We start from the raw sequence: 18,146 nt of genomic DNA, 5'->3' as shown, positions 1-18,146 counted from the left end.
CCGGGTAAGGCGGAGCCGCCACCCGGCTTTTTTACATCACGACGCCAACGACAGCTCACGCTTCCCCGCATGCTGCAGCAACCACTGCGCAACACGCGACTGCTGTTCGGCATTCAGCCACATACCCTCTTTGGTACGACGCCAGATGGCATCATCCAGACGGCGAACCCACTCATGTTCCACCAGATAGCGCAGTTCGGCTTCGTACAGCTCGTGACCAAAATGTTCGCCCAGGTCGGCAATCTCTTTCGCGTCACTCAGGATCAATTCCGTGTTGCTGCCGTAGGTACGGGCATAGTGGCGCGCCATGCCTTCCGTGATGAATGGATAGCGACGACGCAGCTTCGCGGCGTAATCATCGCGGTTGTCGCCGATATCACCGCCAGGCAGTACCGCGCCTTTGGTCCATGCCGGGCCAATGCCTTTGTAGTACGGCGCCAGTTTTTCCAGCGCGTGCTCGGCCAGCTTACGGTAGGTGGTGAGCTTGCCACCAAACACGGAGAGCAGCGGTGCCTGACTGTCCACGTCGTGAATATCGAGCGTATAGTCACGGGTAATCGCCTGCGGTGAGTCAGATTCGTCATCGCACAGCGGACGCACGCCGGAGTAAGTCCAGACCACGTCATCACGGGACAGCTGTTTCTTGAAGTGCGCGTTATACACCTTCAGCAGGTAGTTCACTTCGCTCTCGTCGATCTCGACGTTTTTCGGATCGCCTTTGTACTCCACGTCGGTGGTGCCGATGATGGAGAATTCGTCCATCCACGGGATCACAAACACAATGCGCTTGTCTTCGTTCTGCAGAATGTAGGCCTGCTTCTGGGTGTGCACGCGTGGTACCACAATGTGGCTGCCTTTGATCAGGCGGATACCGTACGGAGATGGCAGATGCATCCCCTCGTCGAAGAACTGTTTCACCCATGGGCCGGTGGCGTTCACCAGACCGCGCGCTTTCCAGCTGAACTTCTCGCCGGTATCCACGTCTTCCGCTTCGACGAGCCACAGGCCGTTTTCACGGCGCGCAGCGGTGGCGCGGGTGCGGGTTTTCACTTCGCCGCCTTTCTTCTCAACCATCTGTGCGTTAGCCAGCACCAGACGCGCATCGTCCACCCAGCAGTCGGAATATTCGAAACCGCGCACGATTTCAGGCTTAAGGACCGATTCTGAGCCAAAACGCAAACCGTTTGAACCCGGCAGGCTGGTGCGTTTACCCAGATGATCGTACATAAACAGACCGATTCGAATCATCCACGCCGGACGCAGATGCGGGCGATGGGGCAGGCGGAAGCGCATCGGGATGGCCAGGTGCGGTGCCATCTTCAGCAGCACTTCACGTTCGGCCAGCGCTTCACTGACCAGACGGAATTCATAGTGTTCCAGGTAGCGCAGGCCACCGTGAATCAGTTTGGAGCTGGCGGACGACGTCGCGCAGGCGAGGTCGTTAGCTTCCAGCATCAGTACGGATAATCCGCGTCCTGCGGCGTCTGCCGCAATACCGGCACCGTTGATGCCACCGCCTATCACAATCAGATCTTTGGTTTCCATAACACCCTCACGCACTTTCGTTAAAGCTCAGAAATGTTCGATATCGCTCATAATAGCAAAGGAACGCGCTTTTGGTAACATCAAAAAAACAATTTAGAGTGATATGGATAACATAATGGCGTTTACCCGCCGCCAGGACGTACACTACGGGGTAAAATAGTGCGACTAACTTTTCTCCGTCACCCCGTGGGAGAGGGCTGGGGTGAGGGCATCAGAGCGCACCCAACCTGAACAACAGAAAGAGAACACCATGGATCAGTTTGAATGTATTAACGTAGAAGAAGCCCACCAGAAGATGCACCAGGGAACGGCGGTGCTGGTGGATATCCGCGATCCGCAGAGTTTTGCGATGGGCCACACCCCGGGTGCGTTCCACCTCACCAACGATACGCTGGGCGCGTTTATGCGCGATAACAACTTCGATACGCCGGTGATGGTGATGTGCTATCACGGCAACAGCAGCAAAGGTGCGGCGCAGTACCTTATTCAGCAGGGCTATGATGCGGTCTACAGCGTCGACGGCGGTTTCGATGCCTGGCATCGTCATTTCCCGGCAGAAGTGGAATACGCTTTTGAGCGCTGATCCCGCTATACTGTCCCCTTTTGTGTGGAAATAAGCGACCGCCGCCCATGTTGATGATCACCTCTTTTACCAATCCGCGCGTCGCCCAGGCGTTTGTCGACTATATGGCAACCCAGGGCATCATCCTGACCGTTCAGCAGCACACGAAAACCGATGTCTGGCTGGCGGATGAAAGCCAGGCCGATCGCGTGAATGCGGAACTGGCCCGCTTTCTTGAGAATCCCGGCGACCCTCGCTATCTGGCCGCGAGCTGGCAGTCGGGGCAGACGGGGAGCGGACTGCACTATCGGCGCTTCCCCTTCCTTGCCACCATTCGCGAGCGCGCAGGTCCGTTTACGCTGCTACTGATGGCGGCCTGCATTATCGTCTTCATCATTATGAACGTGGTGGGTGACCAGAGCGTGATGATCGCGCTTGCGTGGCCGTACGACCCGCCTCTCGATTTTGACGTCTGGCGCTATTTCACCCACGCGCTGATGCACTTCTCGGTGATGCATATTCTCTTTAACCTGCTGTGGTGGTGGTATCTCGGTGGCGCGGTGGAGAAGCGTCTGGGCAGCGGCAAGCTGATTGTTATCACCCTTATCAGCGCCCTGCTGAGCGGCTATGTGCAGCATAAATTCAGCGGCCCGTGGTTCGGTGGTTTATCCGGCGTGGTGTATGCCCTGATGGGCTATGTCTGGCTCAGGGGGGAGCGCGACCCCGAAAGTGGCATCTATCTGCAGCGCGGATTGATAACCTTTGCGTTAATATGGCTAATTGCCGGATGGTTTGATCTGTTTGGTATGTCTATCGCCAATGGTGCGCACGTCACCGGGCTGGCCGTCGGGCTGGCAATGGCGTTTGCCGACACGCTCCATGCGCGAAAACGAACATAATTCCCAGGGATATTTCATGAAACAAACACAACGTCATGACGCCATTATCGAACTGGTAAAAAAACAGGGATACGTCAGCACCGAAGAGCTGGTGGAACAGTTTGCCGTCAGCCCACAAACCATCCGCCGCGACCTGAACGATCTTGCCGATCAAAACCGTATTTTGCGCCATCACGGCGGGGCGGCGCTGCCGTCCAGTTCGGTTAACACCTCGTGGCATGACCGCAAAGCCACGCAGACGGCAGAGAAAGAGCGCATTGCCCGTAAAGTGGCGAGCCAAATCCCCAACGGGGCGACGCTGTTTATTGATATCGGCACCACGCCTGAAGCGGTCGCCCATGCGCTGCTGGATCACGAAAACCTGCGCATCGTGACCAACAACCTGAACGTGGCCAATACCCTGATGCAGAAAGATGATTTCCGCATCATCCTCGCCGGGGGCGAACTGCGCAGCCGCGACGGCGGCATCATTGGTGAAGCGACGCTCGATTTTATCTCTCAGTTCCGTCTCGACTTCGGCATTCTGGGGATCAGCGGCATCGACAGCGACGGCTCACTGCTGGAATTTGATTATCACGAGGTGCGCACCAAGCGCGCGATCATTGAAAACTCACGTCACGTGATGCTGGTGGTGGACCACTCCAAATTTGGCCGTAACGCGATGGTCAACATGGGCAGCATCAGCATGGTAAATGCGGTTTATACCGATGTGATGCCACCGGCGGGCGTGATGCAGGTGATTAAAGATAATAATTTGCAGCTGGAACTGTGCTAACGGTTGTGTCGGGTGGCGCTGCGCTTACCCGACCTACAAATTGTTCTCCCTCTCCCCGTGGGAGAGGGCCGGGGTGAGGGCATCAGCCCGCACAAACCTACACCCCGTACCCCATCATCTTCAACAGCTGCTGCGCATGCTGCACCGCATCCTGACGGTGCGCCACGCCCAGCTTCTGATACAGATTGCGGATATGCGTTTTGATGGTGGTTGCCGCCACCGCCAGCTCACCGGCAATCTGCTCATTGCTGTAGCCTGAATAGATAAGCCCAAGCACCTGCCATTCGCGCTGCGTCAGCGGGCTGGTGCGAATAAGTTCAGGCACTTCCGGATGGTTCAGCAGGCGTTCAACGAAGTTCTCGTCGAAGTGGGCGAACTTGTGGCGATGGTGCTGGTTAATCTCGCGCAGGATACGCTGGGCACGGTGCTGATCCAGCTCCGGCAGCGTGTTGAGCTGAATAAGCTGACGCAGCTGTTGAGCCATCACTTCACCCTCAATCACAAAGTGACTGATAAACCCGGTACGGTTCGCCAGCTGCAACGCCTCCAGCAGCACGCGCTGGGCATCATTTTTACGCCCGGCCTGCCAGTAGAGCTGGTTAAGCAGCAGCAGGTTACGGTTGAGATCGCTCATCAGACGCAGGCTGCGGGCGTTCTCGTTCAGCTCTTCCAGCACAATCTCAGCCGGCTCAAACTCACCGAGCAGGATCTGCGCGCGGGCAATGTTTCGCCACTGACTTTGCAGGAAGTGGTTATTTGCAAATTCAGGTTTTGGCGTCTGGCGCAGCCAGTTGGCGGCGGATTTCTTATCACCCGTCATCTGCCAGTAAATCACCCGCACCTTATCGGCGTTCGAAACCCAGTCGCTGTGATACTGACCATTGCCGAGCAGGTTCTCCAGACGGTTCAGGTGGTTGCGGGCATTATCCAGATCCCCGCGCGCCAGCGAGCATTGCACCAGCAGGGCCAGGCACTGCAGTTGCTGCTGCGGCTGGAAGCCGGAAAGCACCTCTACGCCCTGGCGGGCACAGCTCTCTGCTTCATCCAGGCGCGACCACGCCCACAGAAGCTGGGCGCGAATACGCAACAGGAACTCGTGCATTGGCAGCTGTTCAAGATGCTGTTCGCGAATAAGCTGGAACGCCTTTTCCTGATTCTCCCAGGCCGCCTGCAGGAACCCCTGAGCAAATAAAATTTCGCTTTGCTGGATCAGGCTCCACAGCGCGTAATGCCAGACATCATGACGGCGGGCCATCTGTTCGGTTTGTTGCATCAGCGACAGGGAGCGCGTCAGCTCACCCTTGCAGTGCAGTACCTCGCCGTGTACCGACGTCGCCACAATGCGGCTGTAGAAATTGGCCAGCGGCAGCTCATCCAGCGCGACCATTGCCAGCCGCTCTGCTTCTTCCGGATCGCCATCGTTGATTGCTACCTGGGCCCGCAAGGCGTTAAATTCGCCGTGCAGGGTGGTATCCATATCGCTTTCCATCTCCTGCTCGGCACGCGCCAGCAGGGTATTCACTTCGCTGTAGCGGTGCTGGCTCTGCATCAGCCAGGCCTGCAGCAGCACCAGACGCGGGTTCTCCAGCAGGCTCTCCCACGGCAACGCTTTCAGCGACTCTTCCAGCAGCGTCAGTTCGCTGTGGTTAAACAACCCCCACGCGTGGTTGAGGAGGATATCGCGCAGCATGCCGGCATCACCGGCGGCGAGCGCATGATGGATAGCCTCGCTCGGGAAGCCTTGCGCCATCCAGCTCTCAGCGGCAGCCCGGTGGATGTCCGGCAATTCAGTCGCCAGCTCCCACTGGCAACGCTGGCGCAGGAAACTGCCAAACAGCGGGTGATAGCTGAACCATTCGCCGGGATCGTCCATCCGCGTCAGGAACAGCCCCTGGCGTTCAATCTCTTCAAGCTGCAGCTGACCGTTTTCGCAGCCGGTCACGCGCACAATCAACGCATCGTTCATGGAACGCAGCAGGGAGCTCTTCAGCAGGAAATGACGGGTCGAAGGATCGACGCTGTTCAGCACCTCATCCACCAGGTAATCGGAAAGATGGCTGGCGTTGATCCCCGCCAGGCGACGCGCGGACTGATGCGTCGGGCTGTTATTTTGCCGGGCGGAGAGGGCAATCAGCTGCAGCGCTGTCGCCCAACCGGCGACATCGTCGCACAGGCGGCTGCTTTCAGCGGCCTCAATCGGTGAGTTCAGGCGGCAGTCAAAGAACTGTTTGGCTTCCTGATGGGTAAAGGCCAGCTGTTGGCTACCCACTTCCAACAGTTGATCGCGCACGCGCAGGTTGGCAATGCCCAGCTGCGGCAGGTTACGCGACAGCACCACCAGGGTCAGGTTTTCCGGCTGATGGCGCAGGAAGAAGCGCATGGACTCATGGATCACCGGGTTAGTGATCAGATGATAATCATCAATGACCACGTAAAGCGGGCGATGCCACTCGGCCAGTTCAATAAACAGCTGAGAGAAAAGGGAGGACAGGCTGGCGTACTGGCGCTTTTGCACCATCACTTCGCTGGCCACGCAGTGCCCGTTGGTGGCCTGCTGAATGGCGGCAATCAGATAGCTGGCAAAACGTTCTTGCTGGTTATCGCCCTCATCAAGGGAGTACCAGCCAAGATCGCTTTTACCTGCGGCCCATTGCGAAATGAGCGTTGTTTTTCCATAACCTGCAGGGCTCGTAACCAGCGCCAGTCGGAAATTATGCGCGCCGGAAAGTTTAGCCAACAGACGCTCGCGGACCACTGTATGGTCAAGACGAACCGGGCGACTTAATTTAGACGGAATCAACATAGGTTTCACTTCACTGTGGGGAACGAGAGAATTTATTTTTTTTGCGCTTCGTAATTAATAGATATAAGGTCGGCCAGAAAGAGAACTATTGCAAGTTATGTCTGGTTTTGGTGGCTCTGAATTTGCACTCTGTCACAAAACATTCAGACAGATGATGGAACTTTCTGGAAAGGGCTGTGATGCCGCGTCAATGCTGGCTTGTATGGCTGTGCTGCGGCTGCGCTGAAACTGGTTTCAGAAAGGTATAGTGACGTCAAATTTAATAAACGCGGGGTAAAGTTTAGTGAAATTAATAATCTTCTTCGTTCTGACCCGGTTGCAGAAATATTATTCTACGTAAGTAATCATTTCAGCGCGTTTTAATTTCACCCGAAACTGCATTTCATTTTCCTGACACGCTTCCCGGTTATCTTTTTATCTTCCTGACACACTCCGACTATGCTCTCAGAGTGGCCTCGATCACACTTTTATGCTCATCCCCGCTACTCCTCCCTGCCTAATCCCCTGCGGGAGGAGGAAGAGGAGAAATGAGCCAGGCACACTAGCGCCAACTTGTGTTTTCTTTCTAAAGGATGCCGATCCCCTATGTCACAGCCTACCTTCAACAAAGCTCAATTCCAGGCTGCCCTGACGCGTCAGTGGCAGCGTTTTGGCCTTCATGCTGCAAACGAGATGACGCCTCACCAGTGGTGGCAGGCGGTGAGCGGTGCGCTCGCAGAGCAGCTGGATGCTCAACCTCTGGCAAAACCGGTAAAAGGTCAGCGCCACGTCAACTATATCTCGATGGAATTCCTGATCGGTCGTCTGACCGGCAACAACCTGCTGAACCTCGGCTGGTATCAGGAGGTTGGGGATGTGCTGAAAGAACACGACATTAACCTGACCGACCTGCTGGAAGAAGAGATTGACCCGGCGCTGGGCAACGGTGGTCTGGGACGTCTGGCGGCCTGTTTCCTCGATTCGATGGCAACGGTTGGGCAGTCGGCCATTGGTTACGGCCTGAACTATCAATACGGTCTGTTCCGTCAGTCATTTGCAGACGGGCATCAGATGGAAGCGCCGGACGACTGGCACCGTAACACCTACCCGTGGTTCCGCCACAACGCGCAGCTGGATGTGCAGGTGAACATTGGCGGCAAAGTATCAAAACAGGGTCTCTGGGAACCGGCATTTACGTTTATCGGCGAAGCCTGGGACCTGCCGGTGCTGGGTTACCGTAACGGCGTGGCGCAACCGCTGCGTCTGTGGCAGGCGAAGCATGCGCATCCGTTTAACCTGACCAAATTCAATGACGGCGATTTCCTGCGTGCTGAACAGCAGGGCATCGACGCCGAGAAGCTGACCAAAGTGCTCTACCCGAACGACAACCATCTGGCGGGCAAGAAACTGCGTCTGATGCAGCAGTACTTCCAGTGCGCCTGCTCCGTGGCGGATATTCTGCGTCGTCACCACCTGGCGGGCCGCAAGCTGGCACAGCTGCCTGACTTTGAAGTGATTCAACTTAACGACACGCACCCGACCATCGCTATTCCTGAACTGCTGCGTGTGCTGATCGACGAGCACCAGCTGAGCTGGGATGATGCCTGGGCGATCACCAGCCGCACCTTTGCTTACACCAACCACACCCTGATGCCAGAAGCGCTGGAGTGCTGGGACGAGAAGCTGGTGAAAACGCTGCTGCCGCGCCATATGCAGATCATCAACAAGATCAATGACCAGTTTAAAACGCTGGTGGATAAAACCTGGCCGGGCAACAAAGCGGTCTGGGCGAAGCTGGCCGTGGTGCATGACAAACAGGTGCGCATGGCAAATATGTGCGTGGTGAGCGGCTTTGCGGTGAACGGTGTGGCGGCGCTGCACTCGGATCTGGTGGTGAAAGACCTGTTCCCGGAATATCACCAGCTGTGGCCGACCAAATTCCATAACGTGACCAACGGCATCACGCCGCGTCGCTGGATCAAACAGTGCAACTCGCTGCTGGCCGGTCTGCTGGACAAAACGCTGAAGAAAGAGTGGGCCAACGATCTGGACCAGCTGATCAACCTGGAAAAATACGCGGACGACGCGAAGTTCCGCGAACAATACCGCGCCATCAAGCGGGATAACAAAGTGCGTCTGGCGGCGTTTGTGAAAGCGCGTACCGGGATCGAGATTAACCCGAACGCCATTTTCGACATCCAGATTAAGCGTCTGCACGAATATAAACGTCAGCACCTGAACCTGCTGCATATCCTCGCGCTGTACAAAGAGATCCGCGAGAACCCGCACGCTGACCGCGTGCCGCGCGTGTTCCTGTTCGGCGCGAAGGCGGCACCAGGCTACTACCTGGCGAAAAACATTATCCTCGCCATCAATAAAGTGGCGGCGGCTATCAACAACGATCCGAAAGTGGGCGACAAGCTGAAAGTGGTGTTCCTGCCGGACTACTGCGTCTCTGCCGCAGAGATGCTAATCCCGGCGGCGGATATCTCCGAGCAGATCTCGACCGCGGGTAAAGAAGCGTCCGGTACCGGCAACATGAAGCTGGCGCTGAACGGTGCACTGACTGTTGGTACGCTCGACGGTGCGAACGTAGAGATTGCCGAGAAGGTTGGAGAAGAGAACATCTTTATCTTTGGTCATACGGTTGAAGAAGTGAAAGCCCTCAAGGCCAAAGGCTACGATCCGGTGAAATGGCGTAAGAAGGACAAAGTGCTGGATGCGGTGCTGAAAGAGCTGGAAAGCGGTAAATACAGCGATGGCGATAAGCATGCGTTTGACCAGATGCTGCACAGCATGGGCAAACACGGCGGCGACCCGTATCTGGTGATGGCAGACTTCACGGCCTACGTGGAAGCGCAAAAACAGGTCGACGTGTTGTACCGTGACCAGGAAGCGTGGACCCGGGCGTGCATTCTGAACACCGCCCGCTGCGGAATGTTCAGCTCTGACCGTTCAATCCGTGATTATCAGACTCGTATCTGGCAGGCAAAACGCTAAGGAAGCGCGATGGAGAGTAAACGTCTGGACAGTGCCGCGCAGGCGGCGGGGATCAGCCTCAGTTACATTAATGCTCACGGCAAACCACAGTCTATTGGCGCCGACACCAAAAGACGTTTGCTGGATGCCATGCACAAAACCGACGCGAAAGCGTCGGCCACGCCGGTACCGAACGTTAAAGTCTTCACCGCGGGCAAAAAGATGTCGCTGGCGGTGGAAGGACGCGGCGAGTTTACCTGGCTGCTGACCACCGAAGAGGGACATCAGCACAAGGGTCACGCCACTGGCGGCAAAGCACTCACCCTTCCGGCGAAGCTGCCGGAGGGGTACCACACCCTAACGCTCACCCAGGACGAGCTGCGCTTTCACTGCCGGTTGATCGTGGCGCCAAAACGTTGTTATGAGCCGCAGGCGTTGCTCGAAGGCAAAAAGCTGTGGGGGGCCTGCGTGCAACTCTACACCCTGCGCTCTGACAGCAACTGGGGCATCGGCGATTTTGGTGACCTGAAAAAGATGCTGGCATCGGTGGGGGAGCGCGGCGGCGCGTTTATCGGCCTCAACCCGATCCACGCCCTCTATCCGGCTAACCCGGAGAGTGCCAGCCCGTACAGCCCGTCGTCCCGTCGCTGGCTGAACGTGATTTACATCGACGTGAATGCGTTAGACGATTTCAAAAACAGCCCGGAAGCGCAGGCGTGGTGGGCACTTAGCACCACTCAGCAGGCGCTGAAGCAGGCGCGCGAAGCAGACTGGGTGGACTATTCCACCGTGACGGCGCTGAAGATGGCTGCCCTGCGTCTGGCGTGGAAAGGCTTTTCTCAGCGTGATGACGAGGAGATGGCCGCCTTCCGTCAGTTTGTGGCGCAGGAGGGCGAGAGCCTCTACTGGCAGGCGGCGTTCGATGCGCTGCATGCGTATCAGGTGAAAGAGGACGAAATGCGCTGGGGCTGGCCGGTCTGGCCGGAGGCGTATCAATCCGTCGACACGCCTGAAGTCAAAGCGTTCTGTAAAAAATACGCCGATGAAGTGGACTTCTACCTGTGGCTGCAGTGGCTGGCGTACAGCCAGTTTGCCGACTGCTGGCAGGTGAGCCAGGGCTATAAGATGCCGATCGGCCTGTATCGCGACCTGGCCGTTGGCGTGGCAGAAGGCGGGGCGGAAACCTGGTGTGACCGTGAGCTGTACTGCCTGAAGGCCTCCGTAGGCGCACCACCGGATATTCTGGGCCCGCTCGGCCAGAACTGGGGCCTGCCGCCGATGGATCCGCACGTGATGGCGGCGCGTGCCTACGAGCCGTTTATCGATCTGCTGCGCGCCAACATGCAGAACTGCGGCGCGCTGCGTATCGACCACGTGATGTCCGTGCTGCGCCTGTGGTGGATCCCCTACGGTGAGACGGCCGATCACGGGGCGTATGTTCAGTATCCGGTTGACGATCTGCTGTCGATCCTGGCGCTGGAAAGCAAGCGCCATCAGTGCATGGTGATCGGCGAAGATCTCGGTACCGTGCCGGTAGAAATCGTCAGTAAGCTTCGCGACAGCGGCGTTTACTCCTATAAAGTGCTCTATTTTGAAAACGACCATGAGAAAACCTTCCGCGCGCCGCAAGCGTACCCTGAACAGTCAATGGCAGTCGCGACGACGCATGACCTTCCTACGCTTCGTGGCTATTGGGAAAGCGGCGATCTGACGCTCGGTAAAACCCTGGGTCTCTATCCCGATGAAGATGTGCTTCGCGGCCTGTATCAGGATCGCGAGCTGGCGAAGCAGGGTCTGCTGGATGCACTGCATAAGCACGGCTGTCTGCCGAAACGCGCCGGGCATAAAGCGTCGCTGATGTCGATGACGCCGACGCTCAACCGCGGATTGCAGCGCTACATTGCCGACAGCAACAGCGCCCTGCTGGGCCTGCAGCCGGAAGACTGGATTGATATGGCGGAGCCGGTGAACATCCCGGGCACCAGCTATCAGTACAAGAACTGGCGCCGCAAGTTATCCACTACGCTTGAGACGATGTTTGCTGATGACGGGGTGAACAGGCTGATTAAGGATTTGGACAAGCGGCGAAAAGCAGTCGCGAAGAAGTGATAAAAAACCCGCCAGTGGCGGGTTTTTTATTGCCCGGTGGCGCTACGCTTACCGGGACTACATGGAGCGAGTAGGTCGGGTAAGGCGAAGCCGCCACCCGACTTATGGCATCAGACCACCATATTCAACAGCAGCACCCCGACCAGACCACACACCGAAATAATGGTTTCCAGCGCGGACCAGGACTTGATGGTTTCACCGATAGTCAGGTTGAAGTACTCCTTGAACAGCCAGAAGCCCGGATCGTTCACGTGTGAGAAAATCACGCTACCGGAACCGACGGCAATAACCATCAGCTCAGGGCTGACGCCCGTGGTGGCAATCAGTGGCGCAACGATACCGCCCGCGGTGATTGCCGCAACGGTTGCAGAACCCAGCGCGATACGCAGAACTGCGGCGATAGACCAGGCCATCAGAAGCGGCGACACGTTGGTTTCATGCATCATGGCCGCGATGTATTTATCCACACCGCTATCGACCAGAACCTGCTTGAACGCACCGCCACCGCCGATGATCAACAGCATCATGGCAATGATTTTGATGGAAGAGGTCAGCGTGTCGTTGATCTGATCCATGGAACGACCGCGGTTCAGGCCGAAGGTGAACATCGCGATCAACACCGCAATCAGCGTGGCCATCACCGGGTCGCCGAGGAACTCAGCAACGGACAGGAACGCGTGACCTTTCGGCAGAACCATCTCTGCCACGGCGCGCATCGCCATCAGGATCACCGGGACCAGAGACGTCCAGACGCTGACGCCAAAGCCAGGCATCTCTTCTTCGGTGAAGGTTTTCGCGCTGTACAGACCTTCCGGAATCGGCTTATCAATGCCTTTCAGGAAGCGGGCATAAACAGGGCCCGCCAGAATCACGGTTGGGATGGCCAGAATCGTACCGAACAGCAGGGTTTTACCCATATCGGCGTGGAAAATGGTGGCGATAGCGGTTGGGCCCGGGTGCGGTGGCAGGAAGCCGTGCGTCACGGACAGCGCTGCTGCCATTGGTACACCGACATACAGCAGCGGAATGCTCGCCGCCGCCGCAATGGTGAAGACCAGCGGCAGCATCAGCACGAAGCCCACTTCATAGAACAGTGCGAAACCGACGGTAAAACCGGTTAACACAACTGCCCACTGGATGTTCTTCTTACCAAATTTGTCGATAAGCGTGGTGGCAATACGCTGTGCACCACCGCAGTCCGCCAGCATTTTGCCGAGCATGGCGCCAAAGCCCATGATCAACGCCAGGCTGCCGAGCGTGCCGCCGACACCCGCTTTAATGGAGCTAATAACTTTGACCAGCGGCATCCCTTGCATCAGACCGACTGCAAGTGCCACCAGAACCAGAGCGATAAACCCGTTCATTTTGAAACGGATCATCAAGAGCAGTAATAACACAACACCGATAGCAACGATGACTAATGGCATGATTTACCTGGCCTTTGAATTGTTATGGGTAACGTCATTGTTTCAACGACACGTTCCGGTTGTCCCAACTGGGAACAGAGTGGTTAACGGCACTAATACTGATACCTTGGAAACTATTTAGTTTAGTCGGCTGTTATGAGTGTGTTTAGTGCCCATGAGAATGATACGGGTAACATGACGTGATTGAGAATCACCCTGGAGGGCAAAATTTAAATTATGAGACGCAGGTCAACATATGGAGGTAAACGCAAAACGGTAACCGCAAGGTTACCGTTTTTAATGTTTTCACCCTCTCCCGTGGGAGAGGGGCGGGGCGAGGGCATCAGACCGCACTATTTTTGTAGGCCCGGTAAGCGCAGCGCCACCGGGCAATACAGACGGGCAATGAATCAGTAGTAAGAGTGCTCGCCGCGCTGGTGTTCGGTCAGGTCACGCACGCCTTTCAGTTCCGGGAACTCGTTCAGCAGCTGCTTCTCGATCCCTTCTTTCAGGGTCACATCGACCATGGAGCAACCGTTACAGCCGCCGCCAAACTGCAGAATTGCGTAGCCTTCGTCGGTGATTTCCATCAGGGAAACGCGACCACCGTGACCGGCCAGCTGCGGGTTGATCTGGGATTGCAGCAAATACTCTACGCGCTCCATCAGCGGGGCATCGTCAGATACTTTACGCATTTTGGCGTTTGGCGCTTTCAGCGTCAGCTGCGAGCCCAGCTGGTCGGTGACGAAGTCGATCTCCGCATCTTCAAGATACGGCGCGCTCAGCTCATCAACATATGCCGTGAGCTGGTCAAATTTAAGGGCAGTGTCAGTTGCTTCCACCGCGTCTGGCGGACAATAGGAGACACCACATTCTGCATTCGGAGTGCCTGGATTGATCACAAACACGCGGATCTGCGTCCCTTCTTCCTGATTTGCCAGCAGTTTGGCAAAGTGCGCTTGTGCAGAATCGGAAATACGGATCATAGCTTTGGCCTAATAGTTGACTAAATTACCTGGGTATAATCATACGCCCATTGGAGAAGGGCTACAAGGTACGGCACAGACACCATACCTGAACCGACGCGGCGCCGCTTTGCAAAAGCAGTCGGGAAAGTTCAGCAACGGTACTGCCTGTGGTGACGACATCATCCACAATCGCGATATGGAGCCCTTTGACGGCGAATTCAAGGCGAAAGGCGTTTTTGAGGTTCCTTTTGCGAAGCCGGGCGCTCAGCTGATGCTGAATGGCGGTGGCATGGCGGCGCGTCAGCGCAGCGGCTGGGTACTGACAGCCGAGCCACCGGGCGAGCGGGCGACAGAGCAGGTCGCTCTGGTTGTAGCCGCGTCGCCAGTGACGGCGCCGGTATAAGGGCACATTCAGCACCATATCCACTTTCGGCAGCGCGCGCGTGCGCCGTGCCTGCAACACCGCCAGCAATAACAGGCGGGCGAGAGGGCGAGCCAGCGCAATCTGGCCGGAAAACTTCAGCGCGTGGATAAGCCTGCTTAACGGTGGAACGTAATCATCGACCGCCACCAGGGCGCTCCACGGTGGTGGCTTTTTCAGGCAGCGACCGCAGGGAAACTGTGGACTGTACGCCGGTAAACCGCACTGCGGGCAGGTCGTGAGGCTGCTTGCCAGCGAACGCGTGCAGACGGAACAGACTCCCCACGCGCTCAGCGCAAGTGGCATTCGACATAGCCAGCACAAGCCGGGCACTGTTAGCATAGACAACCTCCATGTAAAAAAGAGAACAGTAACTGATGAAGACGCTGTGGTGGCAGACCGTAGGGACGGGAAATCGCCATCTTGTGCTGCTGCACGGATGGGGATTGAATGCGGAAGTATGGCATTGCGTAAATGAGGAACTTGCCTCGCATTTCACGCTGCATCTGGTGGATTTACCCGGTTTTGGCCGCAGCCGGGGCTATGGGGCGATGTCGCTTGACGAAATGGCGCAGCAGGTTCTGGCCGCCGCACCGCAACAGGCCATCTGGCTCGGCTGGAGTCTGGGCGGGCTGGTGGCAAGTGAAGTTGCATTAACAAACCCTGAACGCGTGCAGGCGCTGGTAACGGTGGCCTCGTCGCCGAACTTCAGTGCGCAGGAGGAGTGGCCGGGTATTAAGCCGGACGTACTGAGCAACTTCCAGCGGCAGTTGAGCGAAGATTACCAGCGAACGGTAGAACGCTTCCTGGCCCTGCAGACGATGGGGACAGAGAGCGCCCGTAAGGATGCTCGTCTGCTGAAGCAGACAGTGCTGTCGCTGCCGATGCCGGATGTGGAGGTACTGAACGGGGGACTCGAATTACTGAAAACGGTCGACCTGCGTGAGCCGATGACCGCGCTGGCGGTGCCGCACCTGCGCATTTATGGTTATCTGGATGGGCTGGTTCCACGCAAAGTGGTGCCACTGCTGGATGAACTGTGGCCAGAGAGTCAATCGCTGACAATCGCCAAAGCGGCTCATGCGCCGTTTATCTCGCATCCTGACGAGTTTTGTTCAGCGTTGATCGCCTTCAGTCACGAAGTGCCCACCACTCCCTGAGACAGGCTTTCCCTTCCGGGCAATGTTTACAACTGCCGGACAGACAACCGTCCGGCTCTTCCTGAATACGTATGGCTTTACCCATCGCTTCCAGTCTTTCCAGCATGGCATCGATCATCGGCTGCGGCGTATGCAGGCTGAGGCTCAGCTGTCTTGCCTCCATACGCCCCTGCAACGCCAGTAAATCACGAACCTGAATCAACGATGCCATGGCTCCCCCTAGTGACAGTCGCCCGCCGGGCTGTTGCAGCAGGTCGCGGCGGTTTTACGGTTTGCCAGCAGGTTGATATCGACGCGGCTGCGTGCCCGGCGTAGCAGACCGAGAACGAGCACGTTAAACAGCACAACCGCCAGGATGCAGACCAGGCTGTAGCGCGGATGCTGGCTGAAGTTAACGGTCTGGTAAAAGAGCGTCGCCAGCGAGTAGGCGATGTTTAAGCCCCACAGGATGGAGAACCCCATCCAGCCGCGGCTGGACTCACGGGCTATCGCCCCCATCACCGAGATGCACGGAATATAGAGCAGGACAAAGATGAGGTAGCTGTAGGCCGCTGACGCGCTGCCAAATTTCTCGCTCATCACGCCCATGGCACCGGTGGCCATTTCGCCGTCGCCTTTGCTGGCTTCAATCGGGTTCGCCAGTACGCTCAGGCTGAAGGTGTCTTTCAGGCTCTGCCAGGTCTCTTCCACCGCGCCGAGCAGTTCATCACCGAGGTGGAACGCCGCCGGGTTAAACTCTTCTTCCTGGATATTCTCAGCGGTGTAAAGCGTGTTCAGGGTGCCGACCACCACCTCTTTTGCCATCGCGCCGGTGAACAGGCCAACGGTCGCCTGCCAGTTGTCTTCATGCACGCCAATCGGTTTAAACATCGGGGTAATGACACGGCTGACGGAGGCGAGGGCGGAGTCGTTGATGTTATCCGCCGCCTGCCCGCTCAGGGTGAAACTGTTCAGCGCGCTCAGGAAGATGCTGACGATAACAATCACTTTACCGGCGCGCAGCACAAAACCTTTCAGGCGCTGCCAGGTCTGGATCGCCAGGCTTTTCAGATGCGGCACGTGATACACCGGCAGTTCCATCACAAACGGCGACGCTTCCCCGCGCATGATGGTGTGTTTAAGCATGAGTCCGGTCAGGATTGCCATCACGATGCCCAGCACATACAGCGAGAAGACCGCCAGCGCCCCTTCCTGACCAAAGAAGGCCGCGGCAAAGACCGCAAAGATAGCCAGTCGCGCCCCGCAGGACATAAATGGCGCCATCATGATGGTCATCAGACGTTCGCGGGGGGCATCAAGCGTGCGCGCACCCATTACCGACGGCACGTTACAGCCGAAGCCGATAATCAGCGGGACGAAGGATTTACCCGGCAGACCCAGGGCCTGCATCAGACGATCCATCACGAAAGCCGCACGCGCCATGTAACCGGAGTCCTCAAGGAACGAGAGGAACAGATACATCATGCCGATTTGCGGTACCAGCGGCAGAACGGTGTTGATACCACCACCGATCCCCTGGGCGAGGAAAATGGTCAGCCATTCCGGGAAGTGCAGGGTGTAGCCCAGCCACTGAATACCGTGGACAAATATCGCCACAGAACCAGCATCGAAAATAGGCTGTAGCGCGCCACCGATGTTAATGGCGAGGAGGAACATCAGGTACATGACCAGTAAAAAGATCGGCAAACCGAGGAAGCGGTTAAGCACAATCTTGTCCACGGCGGCCGTAAAGCGGCTTGGCTCGGCCGTCAGGGCATTACTGACCACGTCGCAAATGGCGGCGATAGCCTGATAGCGCGCGTCGGCGATGTGCAGGGCCGGGTCATCGAGCTCATCGCTCAGACGCGCCAGCGCCACGTCCAGTTTGTCTGCGGCATGGCCCGCATAGGCGCGGCTGTAGATATCGCCTTCCAGCATCTGCAGGCCGAGCCACAGGCGCTGTCTGGCGGGCATGCTGTTGTCCATCTCCTGCGCCAGCAGACCGGCTTCGCGCAGAAGCGGTTGCGCATAGTGCACCAGCTCAACGTCGGCGTTGCCCGCGTGGCGGTCAATGGCCAGCTTCAGTGCGTCAATTCCGCGGGCACGGGTAGAAACCAGCGGCACTACCGGGCAGCCCAGACGCGCGGAGAGGGCGTCGACGTCGATACGCAGCTTTTGTTTCTCTGCGATGTCGAGCATGTTGAGCGCCACAATGCAGGGGATCCCCAGCTCAAGCAACTGCAGCGTCAGATAGAGGTTACGCTCCAGGTTAGATGCATCGACCACGTTGATTAACAGGTCCGCATCGCCACTCAGAATATAGTGACAGGCAATCTGCTCATCGAGCGAGGTTTGTGACGAAATGGTGGTTAAGGAGTAGGTGCCGGGCAGATCCACCAGGGTGACCTGATTGTCTGTCGTGGTGAACTGGCCTTCTTTACGTTCAACCGTTACGCCCGCCCAGTTACCCACACGCTGGCGTGCACCGGTGAGCTGGTTAAATAACGTTGTCTTGCCGGAATTAGGATTGCCAATTAAGCCAATAGTTAATTTTTTCATTG

General features: G+C 57.1%; 13 protein-coding genes. 6 read left to right on the top strand and 7 right to left on the bottom strand.

All coding sequences use genetic code 11. The annotated features are described in order from the left end of the window. Positions 1 to 36: 36 nt before the first annotated feature. Positions 37 to 1,545, bottom strand: coding sequence for a glycerol-3-phosphate dehydrogenase (gene glpD / locus ACQG2G_RS20785; protein WP_348595957.1), 1,509 nt, complete (start codon positions 1,543 to 1,545; stop codon positions 37 to 39). 250 nt (positions 1,546 to 1,795) lie between these two features. Between glpD and glpE the strand changes: the two genes are divergently transcribed. The 3 genes from glpE to ACQG2G_RS20770 are packed head-to-tail and all read left to right on the top strand — an operon-like array spanning position 1,796 to position 3,781. Then, positions 1,796 to 2,128 carry a thiosulfate sulfurtransferase GlpE gene (gene glpE / locus ACQG2G_RS20780; RefSeq protein ID WP_061771509.1) on the top strand — a complete coding sequence of 111 codons (333 nt, stop codon included), beginning with the start codon at positions 1,796 to 1,798 and terminating at the stop codon, positions 2,126 to 2,128. A gap of 47 nt (positions 2,129 to 2,175) precedes the next feature. Beyond that, entirely contained in the window at positions 2,176 to 3,006 is an 831-nt protein-coding gene (gene glpG / locus ACQG2G_RS20775) for a rhomboid family intramembrane serine protease GlpG (protein WP_061771510.1), read from the top strand. A gap of 16 nt (positions 3,007 to 3,022) precedes the next feature. Next, complete coding sequence (locus ACQG2G_RS20770; RefSeq protein ID WP_057072379.1) at positions 3,023 to 3,781, top strand: DeoR/GlpR family transcriptional regulator; 759 nt, start codon at positions 3,023 to 3,025, stop codon at positions 3,779 to 3,781. 97 nt (positions 3,782 to 3,878) lie between these two features. Here ACQG2G_RS20770 and malT read toward each other — a convergent pair whose 3' ends face one another. After that, the gene (gene malT / locus ACQG2G_RS20765) at positions 3,879 to 6,584 is read right to left on the bottom strand and encodes an HTH-type transcriptional regulator MalT (protein ID WP_038420753.1); all 2,706 of its coding nucleotides are present in this window, start codon (positions 6,582 to 6,584) and stop codon (positions 3,879 to 3,881) included. Between the two features lie 585 nt (positions 6,585 to 7,169). Here malT and malP point away from each other — a divergent pair. Both malP and malQ read left to right on the top strand, forming a co-directional pair. Continuing rightward, positions 7,170 to 9,563, top strand: a complete 2,394-nt coding sequence (gene malP, locus ACQG2G_RS20760) for a maltodextrin phosphorylase (protein ID WP_061771511.1) — start codon at positions 7,170 to 7,172, stop codon at positions 9,561 to 9,563. A gap of 9 nt (positions 9,564 to 9,572) precedes the next feature. Further along, positions 9,573 to 11,651 carry a 4-alpha-glucanotransferase gene (malQ, locus tag ACQG2G_RS20755; protein ID WP_023619865.1) on the top strand — a complete coding sequence of 693 codons (2,079 nt, stop codon included), beginning with the start codon at positions 9,573 to 9,575 and terminating at the stop codon, positions 11,649 to 11,651. Positions 11,652 to 11,761: 110 nt separating this feature from the next. Here malQ and gntT read toward each other — a convergent pair whose 3' ends face one another. From gntT to gntX, 3 genes are all read right to left on the bottom strand, one after another. Further along, a complete protein-coding gene (gene gntT, locus ACQG2G_RS20750; protein ID WP_013099097.1) occupies positions 11,762 to 13,078 on the bottom strand; it encodes a gluconate transporter in 1,317 nt (438 codons plus the stop codon). 389 nt (positions 13,079 to 13,467) lie between these two features. Beyond that, positions 13,468 to 14,043: a Fe-S biogenesis protein NfuA gene (nfuA, locus tag ACQG2G_RS20745; protein WP_013099096.1), complete on the bottom strand. Its 576-nt coding sequence runs from the start codon at positions 14,041 to 14,043 to the stop codon at positions 13,468 to 13,470. A 61-nt stretch (positions 14,044 to 14,104) separates the two neighbouring features. Continuing rightward, entirely contained in the window at positions 14,105 to 14,788 is a 684-nt protein-coding gene (gntX, locus tag ACQG2G_RS20740) for a DNA utilization protein GntX (protein ID WP_061771574.1), read from the bottom strand. Between the two features lie 35 nt (positions 14,789 to 14,823). On the opposite strand from gntX, the gene bioH reads away from it, so the two are divergent. Continuing rightward, positions 14,824 to 15,606, top strand: coding sequence for a pimeloyl-ACP methyl ester esterase BioH (gene bioH / locus ACQG2G_RS20735; protein ID WP_061771575.1), 783 nt, complete (start codon positions 14,824 to 14,826; stop codon positions 15,604 to 15,606). Here the strand turns inward: bioH and feoC are convergent. Further along, positions 15,578 to 15,817, bottom strand: coding sequence for a [Fe-S]-dependent transcriptional repressor FeoC (feoC, locus tag ACQG2G_RS20730; RefSeq protein ID WP_061771576.1), 240 nt, complete (start codon positions 15,815 to 15,817; stop codon positions 15,578 to 15,580). The genes bioH and feoC overlap by 29 nt on opposite strands. Before the next feature lie 8 nt (positions 15,818 to 15,825). Continuing rightward, the gene (gene feoB / locus ACQG2G_RS20725) at positions 15,826 to 18,144 is read right to left on the bottom strand and encodes a Fe(2+) transporter permease subunit FeoB (protein WP_061771577.1); all 2,319 of its coding nucleotides are present in this window, start codon (positions 18,142 to 18,144) and stop codon (positions 15,826 to 15,828) included. Positions 18,145 to 18,146: the final 2 nt, after the last annotated feature.

Origin of the sequence: Enterobacter cloacae complex sp. 382A5 (assembly GCF_050031095.1) — a bacterium.
Lineage (GTDB): Bacteria > Pseudomonadota > Gammaproteobacteria > Enterobacterales > Enterobacteriaceae > Enterobacter > Enterobacter cloacae.
Note: the sequence above shows the minus strand (reverse complement) of the source record. Positions and strands in the feature narration are given on the sequence as shown.